General features: G+C 49.1%; 15 protein-coding genes. 11 read left to right on the top strand and 4 right to left on the bottom strand.

Translation table 11 applies throughout. From position 1 onward, the window contains the following. Nucleotides 1-6: 6 nt before the first annotated feature. The 5 genes from NFHSH190041_RS15915 (at nt 7) to NFHSH190041_RS15895 (ending at nt 4,623) form a co-directional block, all read left to right on the top strand. The gene (locus tag NFHSH190041_RS15915) at nt 7-693 is read left to right on the top strand and encodes a tetratricopeptide repeat protein (RefSeq protein WP_261922725.1); all 687 of its coding nucleotides are present in this window, start codon (nt 7-9) and stop codon (nt 691-693) included. A gap of 110 nt (nt 694-803) precedes the next feature. Beyond that, on the top strand, nt 804-1,511 hold the full coding sequence (locus NFHSH190041_RS15910; protein ID WP_261922724.1) for a 4Fe-4S dicluster domain-containing protein: 708 nt from the start codon (nt 804-806) through the stop codon (nt 1,509-1,511). A 3-nt stretch (nt 1,512-1,514) separates the two neighbouring features. Beyond that, nucleotides 1,515-2,462: an NrfD/PsrC family molybdoenzyme membrane anchor subunit gene (nrfD, locus tag NFHSH190041_RS15905; protein ID WP_261922723.1), complete on the top strand. Its 948-nt coding sequence runs from the start codon at nt 1,515-1,517 to the stop codon at nt 2,460-2,462. 125 nt (nt 2,463-2,587) lie between these two features. Continuing rightward, a complete protein-coding gene (locus NFHSH190041_RS15900; protein WP_261922722.1) occupies nt 2,588-3,076 on the top strand; it encodes a nitrous oxide reductase accessory protein NosL in 489 nt (162 codons plus the stop codon). A 266-nt stretch (nt 3,077-3,342) separates the two neighbouring features. Then, nucleotides 3,343-4,623 carry a transcriptional regulator gene (locus tag NFHSH190041_RS15895; protein WP_261922721.1) on the top strand — a complete coding sequence of 427 codons (1,281 nt, stop codon included), beginning with the start codon at nt 3,343-3,345 and terminating at the stop codon, nt 4,621-4,623. A gap of 98 nt (nt 4,624-4,721) precedes the next feature. On the opposite strand, the gene NFHSH190041_RS15890 is transcribed toward NFHSH190041_RS15895, so the two are convergent. After that, nucleotides 4,722-5,588: a substrate-binding domain-containing protein gene (locus tag NFHSH190041_RS15890; protein ID WP_261922720.1), complete on the bottom strand. Its 867-nt coding sequence runs from the start codon at nt 5,586-5,588 to the stop codon at nt 4,722-4,724. A gap of 855 nt (nt 5,589-6,443) precedes the next feature. On the opposite strand from NFHSH190041_RS15890, the gene NFHSH190041_RS15875 reads away from it, so the two are divergent. Both NFHSH190041_RS15875 and NFHSH190041_RS15870 read left to right on the top strand, forming a co-directional pair. After that, nucleotides 6,444-7,472, top strand: coding sequence for an endonuclease/exonuclease/phosphatase family protein (locus NFHSH190041_RS15875; protein WP_261922717.1), 1,029 nt, complete (start codon nt 6,444-6,446; stop codon nt 7,470-7,472). A 104-nt stretch (nt 7,473-7,576) separates the two neighbouring features. Beyond that, nucleotides 7,577-8,167 carry a cytochrome b/b6 domain-containing protein gene (locus NFHSH190041_RS15870; protein ID WP_261922716.1) on the top strand — a complete coding sequence of 197 codons (591 nt, stop codon included), beginning with the start codon at nt 7,577-7,579 and terminating at the stop codon, nt 8,165-8,167. A 120-nt stretch (nt 8,168-8,287) separates the two neighbouring features. Here NFHSH190041_RS15870 and NFHSH190041_RS15865 read toward each other — a convergent pair whose 3' ends face one another. Then, a complete protein-coding gene (locus tag NFHSH190041_RS15865) occupies nt 8,288-10,006 on the bottom strand; it encodes a DEAD/DEAH box helicase (protein WP_261922715.1) in 1,719 nt (572 codons plus the stop codon). Nucleotides 10,007-10,281: 275 nt separating this feature from the next. On the opposite strand from NFHSH190041_RS15865, the gene cydD reads away from it, so the two are divergent. The 4 genes from cydD to NFHSH190041_RS15845 all read left to right on the top strand — a co-directional run bounded on the left by cydD (nt 10,282) and on the right by NFHSH190041_RS15845 (nt 15,298). Beyond that, nucleotides 10,282-12,132 (top strand): heme ABC transporter permease/ATP-binding protein CydD, encoded by a 1,851-nt coding sequence (gene cydD / locus NFHSH190041_RS15860; protein WP_261925157.1) that lies wholly within the window; start codon nt 10,282-10,284, stop codon nt 12,130-12,132. Next, the gene (gene cydC / locus NFHSH190041_RS15855; protein WP_261925156.1) at nt 12,132-13,931 is read left to right on the top strand and encodes a heme ABC transporter ATP-binding protein/permease CydC; all 1,800 of its coding nucleotides are present in this window, start codon (nt 12,132-12,134) and stop codon (nt 13,929-13,931) included. The genes cydD and cydC overlap by 1 nt, the downstream gene beginning before the upstream one ends. Nucleotides 13,932-14,483: 552 nt before the next feature. After that, a complete protein-coding gene (locus tag NFHSH190041_RS15850; RefSeq protein WP_261922714.1) occupies nt 14,484-14,825 on the top strand; it encodes a DUF134 domain-containing protein in 342 nt (113 codons plus the stop codon). Then, nucleotides 14,822-15,298, top strand: coding sequence for a NifB/NifX family molybdenum-iron cluster-binding protein (locus NFHSH190041_RS15845; RefSeq protein ID WP_261922713.1), 477 nt, complete (start codon nt 14,822-14,824; stop codon nt 15,296-15,298). The genes NFHSH190041_RS15850 and NFHSH190041_RS15845 overlap by 4 nt, the downstream gene beginning before the upstream one ends. 110 nt (nt 15,299-15,408) lie before the next feature. Here the strand turns inward: NFHSH190041_RS15845 and NFHSH190041_RS15840 are convergent, their stop codons facing one another. Beyond that, the gene (locus tag NFHSH190041_RS15840) at nt 15,409-16,761 is read right to left on the bottom strand and encodes a DUF5666 domain-containing protein (protein ID WP_261922712.1); all 1,353 of its coding nucleotides are present in this window, start codon (nt 16,759-16,761) and stop codon (nt 15,409-15,411) included. Between the two features lie 337 nt (nt 16,762-17,098). Continuing rightward, nucleotides 17,099-17,275, bottom strand: a complete 177-nt coding sequence (locus NFHSH190041_RS15835; RefSeq protein WP_261922711.1) for a helix-turn-helix domain-containing protein — start codon at nt 17,273-17,275, stop codon at nt 17,099-17,101. Between the last annotated feature and the right edge of the window lie 28 nt (nt 17,276-17,303).

Below are 17,303 nucleotides of genomic sequence, written 5' to 3'. Positions count from 1 at the left end.
GCTGAAATGATGGAACTGGCCGGAGTAATGGCATGTGTGTTGGGCAGTGTGGTGCTGCTGCTGTGGGGGCATCACTGTTGTTTTCAGCGCCGCAGCCTGGCCACGGCTGCCGCTCAGACCGTCAGGGCTTCCACCCCGCAATTTATCCCTGTGTTGCTCAGTGCCTTCGTGGTGGTACTGAGTGTGGTGATATACAGCACGACTGGCCGTTTCAGCGACTGGAACAGTGGCCGGGTTGATGAAAATATCGATTATCTGTTGGCTGCGGATATCACCAAGGGACGTCAGGCGTTAGAACAAACGCCAGATGATGAGATTGCATTACTGAATTTAGCCCAATCTTATGCCGCAGGTGGCATGTATGCCGATGCGGTGACAACGCTGGAGCAACTGCTGCAGTTGACTGGTGAAGATGCTGAACTGCTGGGGATGCAGGCAACAGCCATGTATTACCGGGATGAGCGCACCATTGCGCCACAGACAGGCATCATCATTGGCCGTGCCTTAGCGTTGCATCGGGAAGAGTTACAGACCCGTTTGCTGCTGGCCACAGATGCTTATCTGAAAGGAGAGTACGCCAAAGCAATTGAACACTGGCAAATTCTGCTAGAAAACCGCCAGCAGCCAGTAAATAGAACGGCTATCAATAATGCGATTTTAAAAGCGCAGAACAAACTGAACCCGCAGGGCTGACGCCTGCTTGAACCCCGGGACTTCCCGACAGAGCCCCGGCGTTATCCGACAACACTGAAGCGACAAGAAAAAGAATAGACATCGGCCAAGCCGATAGATGGAGGATGTTTGTGAGTGAAAATCTAGAGAGACGGCGGTTTCTTAAAGGGGTTGGCGCCTGTTCTCTACTGATGGCACCTCTGGGTTGCACATCAGTGAAAGAGGACAGTGAGGCGGGTTACAAACCTCATTACGTAATGGTGTTCGATCAGAACAAATGTGTGGGCTGTGGCGAGTGTAAGCTGGCCTGTAATCAGGCCAATGATTTGCCGGAAGGCGTTTCTAAAGTGCTGTTAGAGCAGCAGTCAGGTCGGGTGGAAGGTCAGCCTTGTCCGCACTGTGGCAAAATGCAGTGTGACTGTGAACGTAAGTTCGTGCGTGTGTCTTGCCAGCAGTGTAAAAACGCCCCTTGTGTGGCGGTGTGCCCAACTGGTGCGGCCCATAAAGATCCCAAAACTGGCATTGTCACTATGGATGATTCCAAGTGTGCGGGATGTAAATATTGCATCGGCGCTTGTCCGTACAATGCGCGCTTTATCAATGCGAAGACAGATGTTGCCGACAACTGTGATTTCTGTCTGGAAGGTAAATTGGCTAAAGGCGAGTTGCCAGCTTGTGTGCAGGCCTGCCGCTATGATGCGCTGGTATTTGGTGATGCCAATGACCCGAACTCCTTTGTTAGCCGCCTGTTGGCCGTGAAGGACTCGGTGCGTATTAAAGCGCATATGGGCACAGAACCCAGCCTGCGTTATATCCCAATCGTGAAACTGGGGGTTTAAGCTATGGACGGTACTATTGAGTTCACTATGGGCCTGTCTGAAGGGGTCGCCTGGCCTTGGCCTATCGCAGTATATCTGTTTTTCGCCGGTATCTCTGGCGGTGCGCTGACCCTGGCGTTGTGCCTGCGTTTCTTCAAGGGCCAGACAGAAAATACCCCATTTTTAAAGGCAGCCTCTTTGGTGTCTTTGGTGACCATCGCTCTGGGGATGATTTGTCTGGTATTTGACCTGACAAATCCGCTGTTCTTCTGGCGAATTTTGGTGTTCTACAACCTGAATTCCGTGATGAGCATCGGGGTTATTGCCCTGTCACTGTACATTCCGCTGGTGGCATTGGTGACCCTGTTTGCGCTGGAAGAAGAAGTCCGCAGTATCAAGCAACTGGCTTTCTTGGTACCGGTTATCGACGCCCTGCGCCGTTTCCGTCGCCCAGCTGAGCAGTTAACCCTGGTACTGGCACTGTCAGTGTGTGCTTATACCGGCTTCCTGATTTCCGCCCTGATCCGCTTCCCGCTGATTAACACTTCAGTGTTGCCAGCGCTGTTTGTGGCTTCTGGTTTGTCTGCCGGTGGTGCAGCAGCAAAGATGTTGGCGGTGGGGTTATTCCGGGAAAATCTGCACAGCGCAGAAATGAAGCTGCTACACGGCGCCGAATGGCCAATCATGTTCTTTGAAGCCCTATTCATCTTTATGATTGCGGTTTCCTTGATGACGGGTAACGCTGGTGGGCAACTGGCATTTGCTGCGTTCCATGAAGGCACATGGGCCACCTTGTTCTGGGTTGGTGTCGTCGGTATCGGTTTTGCCGGTCCGCTGCTATTGAACTTTGCTACCGGCAAAACCTTCAGCCACTCAGCCAAGGCGTTCTATCTGTCAGGTATTTGTGCTGTCAGCGGCATGATGTGTCTGCGTTTGTTTATCCTGTACGCGGGGCAGCATTACGCCATTTAAGTGTCATATGCAGTCTAACTGCTAACTCCTGTATGGGCTGGATTGTCCCCGTTACCGGCCCATACAGTCTTCCTTTATATGCTTACCGGCTAGGCCGGAACCCAACGGGAGATAAGGGAAACACAATGAAAAAACTTCTGCCTCTGATGCTGTTGCCGTTTATCTGGGCCTGTGGTGAAAGTAGTGCTGATGAAAAGTCCCATGCGCCTGTGGCGATAGATGCACATGATCGTTGTCATATCTGCGGCATGATGATCACTAAATACCCGGGGCCTAAAGGTGAACTGATCCTGAAAAATACTGAATCAGTGCCTAAGTTTTGTTCCAGCCGGGATATGTTCAATTTTGCTTTGCAGGCAGAAAACCAACGGCAAATTCAGGCTTACTATGTGCATGATGCGGGTAAAACAGATTGGGCTAAGCCAGATGACAGTGCCTTTATTGACGCTAAAACCGCTTATTATGTGTATGCACCTCAGAAAAAAGCGGTAATGGGACCTGCTGTCGCCCCTTTCTCATCGCTGGAAGCTGCTGAAAAGTTTGCTGCAGAGTATGGTGGTCGGGTGATGAAGTTTGATGATATAACCTTATCCTTATTATCTCAGAAAAACTAATTGATGTAGTGCTGATACTAATTAATACAGTTATTATGTATATATCAACATTTTAAAATAAAATGGATTAATTTTACTCTATTGATATTGATTAAGTGAACATGGCTTTAAAACTAAAAATTATTTAGTTTTTATTCTGGCTTTATTTCTGGGGTTATTTGAATCACAGCTAATTATCTGTAGAATTACAATTACAGATAACCATGGTGTTGATTTGTTAAATAACCCTTATTTGTTCAATCAGAATAATATTACGGGCCAGTCAATTGTTAAAATTAACGTCATATCTTCAACTTGATGAAGATTTAAATCTGCTGGTTGATTTACAAACCGGCACTGAAACGCCTTTAACCTTTTCTGAAGCGGCAGTGCTGGCTGCCTTGTTGCAGCAGTGCGATAAAGTCTTAGGTAAAGAAGTCTTGCTGGCTGCCGGCTGGCCGGATCGGGTGGTTGCCCCTACGTCCTTGACCCAATGCGTCAGTACGTTGCGTAAAAAGTTGCAGCCCTATGACGATATTCAATTAAATACTTTGGCGCGTCAGGGGTATCAACTGCAAATCAATGAACCTCAAGAGGAACTTGAGGTCACATCGACAGCCTCTTCGCTGCAAACGGATGCCAGTGAGGAAGCGCCCTCATCGAAACGTTTACCGATATTGCTGGCCTGCGTTGTGTTGTTAGTGCTACTGGCTATCGCAGCGGGCTATTACTGGCTAAATAGTGCTGATCGCTGGCAGCATGAAACCAGTATTCCCTTAAATATTGGTGGCCAAAAAGGCCAAGCGCAACTGATCTATCGGCTGGGTACTGACAGGCCTGCGCCTTGGCGTTGGCAGAAACATATTGCGCCAGAAAGTAATCACATAGCAGGGTTTGGCAATTTCAGTGCTTATGCCATGGCTGATAACGGCATTTATTCTTTGGCACTGTGCCCAGGGGGGGATTACCGTAACTGCAGTGGCAAGGGATTGATGAATATTGTTGCGGTAGATGACAAACCCGCCGGACTGGATATGACCAAGTTTCTTCCGCTAATGCAGGCGATGGAAAACCGGGTCAGTTATAACAAAATTATTATTCCTGAAGGCATGTGTAAAAAGTCTGATGTTAATGAACACAATTATCAGGCGGATGTTTATTTCCCCGTCGCAGGGAAATTGCTGGAACGCTATGACATTAACATGTCTCTGGTTTATGACACAGATAAATCTGGTAGTTTTTATTTCTCATCTTGTTTAACGGATCAAGACTGTTTAACAGCACCGATTAAATATACTTTCCGGGGCGATTTTACCCAGGATAAAACTAAAATTGGTGATTGGCAGGTGGATGCATTCCATATTCAGGTGAAATGTAAAAACCTCTACAATCCAGAAATGATTAATCCATCTGCGGCGTATTTTTTCCGAAATATTCGTAAAGATGATATTCAAGATGATCAGCTAACCTTCTATCGTTTGTACCAAAATGAGGCCAGTGCTATTTGGATTATTCCGCGGATGGGCAATATTGTTGTGTGGACGAAATACCAAAAAGTAGGTTTATAGCCACAGATGTCCTCTGTCTTGCTTGGATATAGTAAGAAAAAAGCCGCACCAAGGTAGCGTGCGGCAACCACGTTTGAGTGGAGAGAAGTAATGCGTGCTTATCTAGTTAAGGTCGGCCAGACAGGATAAAACAGAGGGACACCATCATTGACCGGGCCATCGAATGTGAGCAGAAATTGCTGAACTTCATCACTGAGCAAAAAATCTGCCAACGCTTTAGCTCCGGCGCTATTCACATCAGAATGACGGGCGGGATTGGCTTCCATCACAATATAGGGGCGACGCATGGTGGGATCGCTGTCTACTAGCATTTCCATTTGCGGATCGGCATGCCATTTACCCAGTAATACTGGCATGCGTCCGGTAATGATATAGGCATTTTTTGCCGCCACCTGTGTCATTAATTGTCGGCCACCGGGCAGATCATCCTGTAGCACCCACGCACCTTGTGGCTTGATGCCCGCCTGATGCCACAGGTTATGCCCGAGCTCTCGGGGACCTATCCCACGAAAATCAATCCAGTTACTGCGCGTCGCCGCGATGCGTTTTACAGCTTCAATGCCGCTGGTGAGTCCACGGATATGGGCCGGATCACTCTTGGGACCCCAGATAACCAAATCGTTACGGGTCCAAGGGCGCATATTGATGCCATAGCCGTCGGCAACCAAATCTGTGGTGATATCCCCTGAATGCATGGTGAGTAAATCAACTTGGCCCATTCGTAGACTGGTTGCCAGTTGGGGGCGGATACCGAATTTAACGGTTTTAACTTGATAACCAGTACGCGCTTCAAAACGGCGGACAATTTCGGGCCACAGCCCGCTATACACCATACCGCCAATAACGGCTGCTCGGACCGTATCGTTATTCGGCTCTGCTTCTGGCTCTGTCAACGAATTGTGATTAGCGCAGCCACTTAGTGTCGCCAGCAACAGCAAAATAGTTAATGCTTTATTATTTTTCATCAGAGATATCATGCTAACGGTATTCCTAAACTAAGAATCAGGAGTACAGCGGGTTACAATGAGAGATAACGTTATAAAACAATTAATTGTAACTATTTCAACAAAATGTTATCCCGGCTTTTGCAATGAACTTGTGAGAGATCACGAAGAAAATCCGGTAAACTCCAATAGTTATGTAAAGTCAGCTACTGTCGCAGACAAAATGTCTTCATTTGTATCAATGTCAAAGGCTTATGGACAAAATGACTCGTCAATATTTTGACTTGGTTGGCTGTCAGGTATTGGTATAGCACTAGGGGCTGTTGATGTTTCGTGATTAAATTTTGTTCGAGATAAAAGCGTTTTAATCGCGGCGAGTGGTTTGTCGCCTAGTTATTCTAAGCAAGAACCGCTCAACAAAGCGTAAAACGCTTTTAGCCGAACCCTGCGGGCAGCGTTTGAGGCTCCTTTCTACTGCGTTATCAGCTTATCAGGTAGCGCAACTACCTATCAAAGCCTCTGCCTTGTATAAAGCATCCTCAAATCGCTGCAAAAACAAACTTGAAAGGTCAACAGACCCTAGGGTCTGTTGACCTTTCGTGATTAAATTTTGTTCGAGACAAAAGCGTTTTAATCGCGGCGAGTGGTTTGTCGCCTAGTTATTCTAAGCAAGAACCGCTCAACAAAGAGTAAAACGCTTTTAGCCGAACCCTTCGGGCAGCGTTTGAGGCGCCTTTCTACTGCGTTATCGGCTTATCAGGTAGCGCAACTACCTATCAAAGCCTCTGCCTTGTATAAAGCATCCTCAAATCGCTGCAAAAACAAACTTGAAAGGTCAACAGACCCTAGCATAAATAAGAGTGGATAGAGATAAGAATGCTAACTGTATTATCCGCAAGGGACGGGGTAAGTCTTGCAACCCTTAACCTGCTCAATTTTGCCGAGCCACCATTTGCCAGTTATGAATATGACAATATTTACAGTCAACTACAGTGGCAACGTAAATGTCAGTGGATTTGCGACTACTTAACACTTTATCGCCCTGATGTGATTGCCTTTCAGGAAGTCTTTAGCCCAGTAGCGCTACAGGCATTGTTGGCCTCCCAAGGGTGGATGCATTTTACTGTGGTGCAGCAGCCATTATTGCGCGATGACTATATTTTTCATCGGCCAGTGAATGCGATTGCCAGTCGTTATCCCATAACACACTCTGCCGCGGTTACCGTTGATCCTCAACTTATCTTGGCTTTGGGTGGTGCGGCGGATTTTGCTTTTAGTCGCGCGCCGATATGGTGTCAGATCCAGCTGCCACATATTGGTTTATTGGACTGTTATGTGGTGCATTTTAAATCCCGTCGACCGGATTTAGCGCCAGACGTATTGCCAGGCGATACAGACGCATTAGCATCGGCAATGTTGCATCAGGCGTTAGGGCGCGCCGCCTCCGCGACGCAGCGTTCGCTAGAAGCCGCAGCCTTACTGCAGGCCATTACAGACCGGCGGCAACGCTCGGGTCTGCCGGTAGCGCTATTAGGGGATTTTAATGACGAACTGACATCAACTGCATTAGCCGTGCTGGACAGTGGGTTGCCGCAATTGCGACCAAGTGGTCATCGGCCGGTGGCACCGGGATTGGATTATTATGGCCTGAGAAATAGTTTTGCCCTGCATCAGGTACTCAATCCCGCTGCCCGGTCATTACCAACCCATTATTGGGGCGCTAAAGGCAGTGTACTGGATTATATTTTGTTGTCTGCCGAGTTTGATTCTGGGAGCCGTTTTAGTACCTGGGATGTGGTGGATTATCGTGTGTTTGACCGTCATTTGATGCGACCGGATTTTGCCTTGGACAGTCAGGCCAGTGATCATGCTCCTGTGCTGATACAGCTCAAAGCCAGAGGGTAAGGCCGGGTGAAGTAGGTTTCATCCTAGGTCAGTTCCTGCATCATCAAAACCCGCTAAGATATTGGCTACCGTGATATCACCGCTCCGGGCAGGAGGATACTCCCATGGGCACTTGGTTGGGTTGGGGACGGGCATTTGACCGTTATCTGCAGCAGAATCTTACTGTCAGGCAGATTTACCATTGTCACTGGCTATTGGCCTTATTGGTCATCAGCCAGATTATCAACAGTAATTTTATCCATATGACCCATGCCGGAGTGCTGCGCGGCGGCCTGTGGTCCGGGGTATTTCTTTGGCTACATATCGCCTTGGGGCTGATTGCGGCTTTAGTATTTATCATTATGCTGCAACAGATGCTGAGTCAGCAGGGATTACGGATGTTTTTCCCCTATCTGTATGGGGATACGCAAGCGCTGCAGCGTAATTGGCAGCAGATCCGCAATAAGCAGTTACCTGAGATGCTGCCGGGTGGCATTGCCAATATTGTGCAGGGATTAGGCATGGGCGCCATGTTATTGGTGCTGACGTCCGGGTTGTTGTGGTTAGTGTGCTGGCAGTGGGCGCCAGATGTTGCCAATGAACTGCGCCATTTGCATAAATCATTGACTGGATTAGTGGAACTGTATCTTTATGGCCACGGTGGTATGGCGATATTGCACTTTATTGCGACTCGACAACAGTATTTATCCCGTTAAGGTTGCTGGAAAACAAAAGTCAGCATAAAAACAAAGCCCGCATAAACAGCGGGCTTATTTATCTCGGCACTGGACTCACCCTAAAGGGGCGCACTTTATTTTGCCGTCAGGGATATCCTATTACGCCTGAGGCGTTTGCATTTTTGCCGAGGAAGGCTGGCTTCTACGGCGGTTGCGATGCTGGCTATTATCCCCATGATGATTGCGACTTGTTTTGGCTTGGCCATCGCTGCGTCGATCATTAGTGCGCTCACTGCGTTGGCTATCAGCATGAGTTCGCTGCTGGGTACCCGCCTGTTGTCCATGGCGTTGACTATTGGCGCGCTTATGGTTAGCACCTTTATCATCACCCTTGTTCCCATTGGTATGGGCACTATGTTGGGGGGCACGGCTGCGAGCTTGGTTGTTTGACTGACCATTACCTGCGGCACTGTTATGGCTGCGGCGACGACTTGGCTGCTGCCCATTAGTGTTAGCCTGACGAGAACGGTTATCCTGACCATCTTTGCTATTGCGACGCGGCGCAGTAGGCTCATCCATGACGGCAGCGAGTACTCTGTCATCTGCCTTGCGGCCGTGGCGGTTAGCTGCCTGATGGTCACGCTGCTGCGGGCGGCGGGGATTTTTCCCGTTTTCTTTGCTTGCTGGCTGACGCTGATTACGGCCATGATTATTTGGGCTGCTCAGTTCGGTTTGAGGCAGCGTTTTGCTCGGCTCAAAACCTGTGGTCATTTGCCGTTCGATGCGGCGACCAATCAGACGTTCAATATCCCGCAGTTGCTTACTTTCGTCATCTGAGACCAGTGATACCGCATGGCCGCTTGCGCCTGCCCGGCCAGTACGGCCAATACGGTGGACATAATCCTCTGGCACATTCGGTAGATCAAAGTTGACTACTTGAGGCAGTTGGTCGATATCCAGCCCGCGGGCGGCGATATCTGTTGCTACCATGACCCGCACCGCGCCGGATTTAAAGTTAGCCAGTGCCGCTGTACGGGCATTTTGGCTCTTATTGCCGTGAATAGCCGCCGCCGTGATGCCTTTACCATCTAAGTATTTGGCCAGACGGTTAGCGCCGTGTTTGGTGCGGGAGAATACCAGTACTTGCTGCCAATTATGTTGATTAATCAAATGAGTCAACAACGCTGATTTCTGGCTCTTATCCACGGGACAAATTGTCTGGCTGACGGTTTGGGCTGTGGTATTGCGTGGTGTCACTGAAATTTCGACCGGATCATTGACCAGCCCTTTTGCCAGCGCCCGGATATCATCACTGAAGGTTGCGGAAAACATCAAATTTTGCCGCTTGGCTGGCAGCAGTTTCAGAATGCGGCGGATATCATGAATAAATCCCATATCCAGCATGCGGTCCGCTTCATCCAGCACCAGTACTTCCAGTTTGTCAAAGCTCACCGCTTTCTGGGCGTGCAGATCCAGCAGTCGCCCAGGTGTGGCGACCAGAATATCCATCCCGCGCTTTAATGCTGCTAATTGCGGGTTAATGGAGACGCCGCCAAATACCACTGTGCTGCGCAGTTTCAGGTTGGCGCTGTATGCGGTGACATTATCACTGATCTGCGCGGCCAGTTCCCGGGTCGGGGTCAGGATCAGGGCGCGAACTTCACCGGCTGCAGGTCGCCGGCCATCTTTCAGCCGCTCTAATAATGGCAGGGTAAAACCGGCGGTTTTACCGGTACCGGTTTGGGCTGCCGCCATAACATCCCGGCCAGTAAGGACTGCGGGAATGGCTTGAGCCTGAATAGGTGATGGGGTTTGGTAGCCCTGAGCGGCTACTGCTTTAAGGATCGGGGCCGACAGGCCCAGGGAAGAAAAACTCATGTAGTACCGTTCTGTCGTTAAGAGGGGCCAACAGGCCAAAAGCCCGCAGGCGCTGGGCAGCTTACAGGATAGCGCCGTCTTTGGCTATGGTATAAGCAGGAGCAGGATGGATTTCACCCGTTTGTTCGCCGTTGGTTTTGGTGGGAATATTTTGATCTGCATCAATTTTTGTGAGTCCTATAACAAAAGCTCGGGAAAAGCGTTCGGGGCAGTTTATTCCCCAGCTAACTGCTGCGATACTGCCAGCCGTTGTCAGAATATGTGACCGGGATCCCATGGATAAATCACTAGAGAAACAATTAACCCTGTGGTTGAAGCAGCAAAAAGGGGCTTGTGGCCCTTATCTGTTGTTGGCCATGGGCTTAGGACTGCTAAATGGTGTGGCATTGATTGGCCAGGCATTTCTGGTGGCCAGCGTGCTACACGGCGTGATTATGCAGGCATTACCTGCCAGCCATTTTGCCTCTGAGTTGTGGCAACTGGGCGGCTTAATTGTATTGCGGGCATTATTGGCGTTCAGCCGTGAGCGGGTCAGTTTTCAGGCGGGACTACAACTACGCCAAACTTTGCGCCAAGCGGTATTGGATAAGCTGGAGCGTTTGGGGCCTGCGGTGATAAAAGGCAAACCGGCCGGTAGCTGGGCCAGTATTGTGCTGGAGCAAATAGAAGATCTGCAGGATTTTTATGCCAGATACCTGCCGCAGATGAGCCTGGCCGCCTTGATCCCTTTGATTATCCTTGCGGTGGTATTTCCGCTGAACTGGGCCGCCGGGACAATTTTGCTCGTGACTGCGCCCTTGATCCCGCTATTTATGATGTTAGTGGGCTGGGGTGCGGCGGATGCCAACCGGCGTAATTTCGCGGCCTTGTCCCGCCTGTCAGGCCATTTTATGGATCGACTGCAAGGGTTATCTACCCTCAAGCTGTTTAACCGGGAAGCTGCTGAGCTTGATACCATTGCGGCAGCATCAGAAGAGTTTCGCAGTCGCACTATGTCGGTACTGCGCATGGCCTTTTTAAGCTCGGCCGTGCTGGAGTTTTTTGCTGCGGTATCAATTGCGGTGCTGGCGGTATATTTTGGTTTTACCTACTTACATCATCTGGATTTCGGCCACTATGGCGTGCCCGTCACCCTCTTTACCGGCCTATTTGTGCTGATTATGGCGCCAGAGTTTTACCAACCACTGCGGGATATGGGCACCCACTATCACGCTAAGGCCCAAGCGATTGGCGCGGCCGAAGCTTTGATGACACTACTAAATCAACCTGAGCCGTTAGTGCAAGGGACGGAGGCGGTAAAGGCGTTGGATACTGGCCCTTTGACCGTCACAGCTAAGGATTTATGCGTGTTCAGCCCGGATGGCCAGCAGCTGCTGGGGCCGGTGAGTTTTTCCTTGCAGCCGGGGCGGCATCTCGCCTTGGTAGGGCCAAGTGGAGCGGGAAAAACCAGTTTGCTTAATGCGCTACTGGGGTTTTTACCTATCAGCGGCAGTTTAACCGTGAATGGTCAGGATTTTGCGACGGTGGATAAGACTTGGCTGCGGCAGCAGTTGGCTTGGTTAGGCCAGGAGCCACAGCTGTTTCACGCCAGTGTGCGGGACAATGTCACATTAGGGCAGCCACAGCTGGATGATGCGGCTGTCTATCAATTGTTGCAGCAGGCTTGTGTCGCGGATTTTATCCATCAGCAGCCACAAGGATTGGATTATATGATTGGCGAGCAAGGCGGTGGGGTGTCTGTGGGCCAGGCCCAGCGGATCGCCTTGGCAAGGGCGCTGGCACAGCAGGCTTCCCTGTATTTACTGGATGAGCCGACCGCCAGTCTCGATAGCCACAGTGAGCAGCTGGTGATGCAGGCGCTGGCCAAGGCTACGGAGCAGAAAACTTGTTTGATGATCACCCATAGACTCGACTGGTTGGCGCAAATGGATGACATCTTGGTGTTAGATGGCGGGCGCATTGTGCAGCAGGGCAGTTATCAGACGCTAGCCCGGACAGATGGGCTGTTTGCCCGACTGTTGGGGGAAAACCGACTCGATGAGGTGACGTTAACGTCTGCGTTGGATGACGCAGGGGCAAAGCCTGATGACGATAGCCACTCGAAGATCGGACAAGGAGATTTATGATGAGAGTGTTACTGCCTTTTATCCGTTTATTCAGTCGGCAGTGGCTGATGATGCTGGTGGGGATTGTGCTCAGTATTGTCACTCTGATCGCCGGTTTTGGCCTGTTGTCACTATCAGGCTGGTTTTTATCTGCCACCGCAGTTGCTGGTGTCACTTTGGTGTCAGCTCAGGCTTTTAACTTTTTTACCCCCGCAGGCGGAGTTCGTTTTTTATCCATAACCCGCACTGCCAGTCGTTATGGTGAGCGCTTAGCGACCCATGAAGCGACTTTTCAGCTACTGACATCCTTGCGGATCTGGGTCTGGCGGCGGTTGATGCCGCTGTCAGAAAAGGATTTGGCCGGAGTACGTTACGGTGACTTACTTAACCGCTTGGTGGCAGATATTGATACGCTGGATCACCTCTATCTGCGTTTGTTGACTCCGCTACTGGCATCACTGGTGATGACCGGCATACTGTATTTGTTTTTAGCTTGGTTTGATCCTCAGCTTGCTCGGGTGCTGTGTAGCGTACTCTTGTTGGCTTGCTTTATGTTGCCCGCGGTATTTTATTGGCTGGGTAAACAGCCGGGACGGGCAGTACTGGTACAGCGGCGGCGTTTTCGGATCCAGTTGCTGGAATATCTCCAGGGGCAAGGGGAGCTGACACTGTTTAATGCCCGCGGTCGTTATCGTGATGCACTGGAGCAGGTTAATAAGGCGTTTTTGCAAGCGCAGCAGTCAATGGCCACCATTACGGCGCTGAGTCAGGCCGCTTTAGTGTTAGTCAGCGGCGCGGCATTGCTGTTGATGCTGGTACTGGCCGCGTCCGGTGTTGGAAGCAACACGCCACCTGGTCCCATGTATGCCTTAGTGGTGTTTGCAGCGCTGGCCTGTGTTGAGATGTTGATGCCGCTGGCGGGATCATTTCAGCACCTTTCCGCCTGTGTGATGGCTGCTGAGCGGGTATCTGATGTGACTGATCGGCAACCGGGTATTGTCTTTCCTGTGACATCGACAGGCGATATTCGTACTGGTGCATTATCCGTGACAGGGCTGAGCTTTGCTTACCAAGCGGGGCAGCAGGTATTGTCGCAATTGGATCTTAATGTGCCAGCCGGTAAAAAAGTGGCCTTGTTAGGCCAGACCGGCAGTGGTAAATCCAGTTTGCTGAAGTTAATTACCCGTCAGTGGCAGGCTGACAGCGGCAGTATCTGTATTGATGGTAGGGAGATTGACAGTTACAGCCAGGAAGCTCTGCGCCGGGGCATTGCTGTGGTCAGCCAGCGGGTATATTTATTTGCCGGTACCCTGAGGGATAATTTGACCTTGGCATTACCGGCAGATGATGTGGATATGAATTGGAGTCAGATGACGCTGGCGCAGCGCAAAGCGGCGCGGACGCGGTTGGATATGCGCCTAAGTGCAGTATTACAGCAAGTAGGACTAGAGACTTTGTTGCAGGGGGATAAACCGCTGGATACCTGGCTAGGCGATGGCGGGCGTCAATTATCCGGTGGAGAACAACGCCGTATTGGTATTGCCCGGGTACTGCTGCATGATGCGCCCTTACTGCTGCTGGATGAACCCACTGAAGGGCTGGATAAGCGCACGGAAAGAGATATGCTGAATTTGCTGTTTGAGTTTGCGAAAGACCGCACTTTGCTGATGATTTCTCATCGCCTGACCGCCATGGCGCAGATGGATGAAATTCATTTGCTAGAGCAGGGGCGCATCAGTGCCTCTGGCACTCATACCGAATTGTTGGCAAAAAATACCGCTTATCAAAGCTTGTATCAGCGATTGAATATCAGCCAGTAAACACTTGAACCATTAGATAATGCCTGCAGTGTTAATGTTATCTGCGGGCATTGTTTAATGGTTAAGCTGGGCATGTTGATCTGTCGAAGACACATTCTTGTTGGCTCCCTTGAGACATCTTTGTGATAGGGCCGGATACATCTTCATCGTTATCCCGTTAACCCATTTATGGTTAAGTGTCACCAAGCGCAGAGAGTTGGCTGCATGCTGGGGAGAGGCTAATTAATGATAAAAAGTAAGTTGGCACTTACTTTTGTGTATGCTTTTTATCGGGATTGATAAAGCTAAGTATTTCAACTAGTTCTACTTTAGGGGATGTCCTTACTTTAGACCCTGTCTTAACTTGCTTTAGGCCATAGCCTGTGCTGTTTATTCCTCGCTTTAATGTTTTTACCACTTTGTAAAGCCGATATCAGGTGAAGAGTGGGATGAATAACGACAAGGCATTCATGGCGTTTTTTGCACTTGATCACTGATTTCAATAGCGTACTTTTGCACAATCTAGTTGTTGGCATATGCCAATAACTAGATAAATCCAACCGGTACCTATATATGGCCAGACCGAAAAAATGTCGTCACCTGAGTACCCATGTACCTTGTCGTATGTTTAAACCTAACGGCATTCCGGGGTGCACTCTGGATAAAATCCAGTTGCTAAGTGATGAGTTTGAGGCGCTGCACCTCGCTGATGTGCTGCAGTTACATCAGCAAGAAGCCGCTCAGCAGATGGGCGTTTCCCGTCAGACATTCGGTAATTTAATTGCCAGTGCTAGACAGAAGACCGCTACCGCGATTACCCAGGGACGGGCTTTGGCCCTACCACCACAGCCTGCTATGCAGGAGACGATTGCATTACCGGCCGCGCCGGAAAAATTACAGGACGCTGAAAAATGATTATTGCTGTGCCAATGAGTCGAAACCGTTTGGCTCGTCACTTTACTAAAGCGGGTCAAATTGCATTTTATGATGGTGATCATCAGTTATTAGCATTGCTGGATAACCCGGCTCAAGCCGGCGGGTGCGCTGCGAAAAAGGCCATGCTTAATCTGATTAAGGCCAAGGGTACTGATTTGGTGTTAGTGGATGAAATCGGTGAGCGCATGCTGGGTAAGCTGTTAGCGTGTGGCGCTGCGGTTAGCCGTTGTGATAGTCGGGCTGAATTGACAGCAGTTTTGGCAGATTGCCAGGCTGAAGAGCGATTGCTGACATCTGCATCCCAAGGTAGACCATCGTTAAATCATGCGAAAAAAGGGGGATGTGGTGGCGGTTGCGGTGGACACAGCCATAAAGCGGAGATTCAAACCAGTCTACTAAGTCCAGTTGGCATACCTCAAGCGGCTCCTATTACCGGCTTTAAAAAGTTGTAACAGGCTAGAATATCACTGTGTATTAGGCTCAAGTGCTCGAATAACATATTAATAAGGCGGCTATTTAGGCCGCCTTATTATATCGGTATCGATATAAAACTCAGGTAAGATTAGTCATCAAGTTCTTGGCTGCAACCATAAACAGACTTGGGTTCACCGAAGTTGAAATAACATTCAAGTTCAACAGTTTTATCGCTGAAAGGGCCGGTCGCGAACTTTTTCAATGAGTCATCAGAGGCTTGGTAACCCCATAATGTGTATTGCTTGTTGTTATTGATCACCACTTTACCTTGCAGTTCAACAGTCGTTTCCTGCGTTTCTGGTTCGATTTCCAGCGCGATAAAGTGATTGTTCTGCTCATAACCGGAAACACTGACCCAAGAATAATTTTGCAGATTATCCAGCGCAAGCCCGTCATCCAACTCTGTTTGCGGGGTAACAGTAAAGCTATATCCATTTACTGTTACAGTATTTGACGCACGGTGATATTCAGCTTTACCTTCCAGTTCAAATTCACTGGCATTAACTGGAATAGTTGGCTCACCGGCATCTTCCCGTTCAACTTCAGTGGCCATCAGAGTCATGGAATCTAGGTTCCAGTGGCCCTCCACTTCCAGTACCATACCAGGTTTAATCGCATCGGCTGTAATGCCTTCATATTGGGTGCTTGGCTGTAATGTGACGGCCTGAGTTTGGTTAATTACCAGATGATCGGCTTTGGAGCTTATCCAGCTCACTACGCCCTGCATTTCAAGACTGGCATCTTTGTCGTAATCAGGCTGATCCACTTCGACTTCAGAGGCGGTGAGAGTCAGACCGTTGAGGTTACCTTCCACTTCTACCCAGTCACCATTTTTAATTGCAGCTGGTTTTTGGGCGGCTTGGCTGAAATCAATGGTCAGTTGACCTAGCTTGAATGTCTCACCATTTAAAGCGGTGACTCTTCCTTCCAGCTCAGTTTGTGGTTGGAAATCGTCTTCAACTTCAATATAAGTGGCTTGTAAATGGGTGCTGTCTATGTAGTAACCACTGACTTCTAGGAATGTATTTTGGGGCAGTTTACTTAACTCCAATCCCGGTGCTAATTTGGCATCTTTTGTATAAACCGTTATGCCCGCCATAGTCAGTTGGTCGTGTATTGGATCAAATGTCGCTTGGGCCTGCAGTTGGCTATCAAATACGATAGAGGTGGCTTTATTATCAGCGGTATTAATCTGCAACATCATGCCGGGTTTTAAGGTTTGTAGCTCTATTGGCGTTTTACTATTACTTCCTGTTTCAATAGAGGCGTCTGCAGCATCGATTGTGGTGTTTTGGTTAATGGTTAGCATTGTCCCATGTACTGCCGTAAGTGCTCCGGTGATAACACTGGGCAGTGTGGTGTTAATGGCAGAATCATCATTGGAATTACCGCAGGCACTTAACAGTGCAACTAAGGGGAGCAGGGCAAAATGGCGTTTCATGGAGATTTTCTCACAGCAAAAAATAGATATTGTGGGCAATTCTACTTAGCTGAGTTCTTATTGGCGAGCGACTAAATTAGCGTTGCTTTTGTTAATAAAATAATTTGAAAACATAAGTTTACAAAATAGCCATTTACAGCGGAAAAACGATAGTATTGAGCGGTTTTTGGCTGGTTTTTTCGATAAGGATTATCGAAAAAATTTTTGGTAGAGTGGCTATTAAGATATTTAGCGATACAAGTGTGCCTTTTTAGATTGATCGGACAATGCTATTAACCATTGAACTAAAAAGCGCTGCCAGGGCAGCGCTTTTTAGTGGGTGTCATTTTATGGCTAGCTAGCCTAACCGTTTGGAAAATTCCAGATAGCGCATGACTTCTTCTTTTGGAAACTTAAGTTCTTCGCCACGCTGCACACTGCTAAGCAAGTTTTCTCGGGCATAGCGCTTGATGGTGGTAGGAGATTTATCAAGGATTTTACAGACTTCGTCCATTGTCAGCAGTTTGTCAGCCATAACGGTTTCCTTCTTGGGTAAAGGGTGT

It is taken from the genome of Shewanella sp. NFH-SH190041 (assembly GCF_024363255.1).
GTDB lineage: Bacteria > Pseudomonadota > Gammaproteobacteria > Enterobacterales > Shewanellaceae > Shewanella.
The sequence above is the reverse complement of the archived record's forward strand: the minus strand, read 5'-3'. Positions and strand labels throughout refer to the sequence as shown.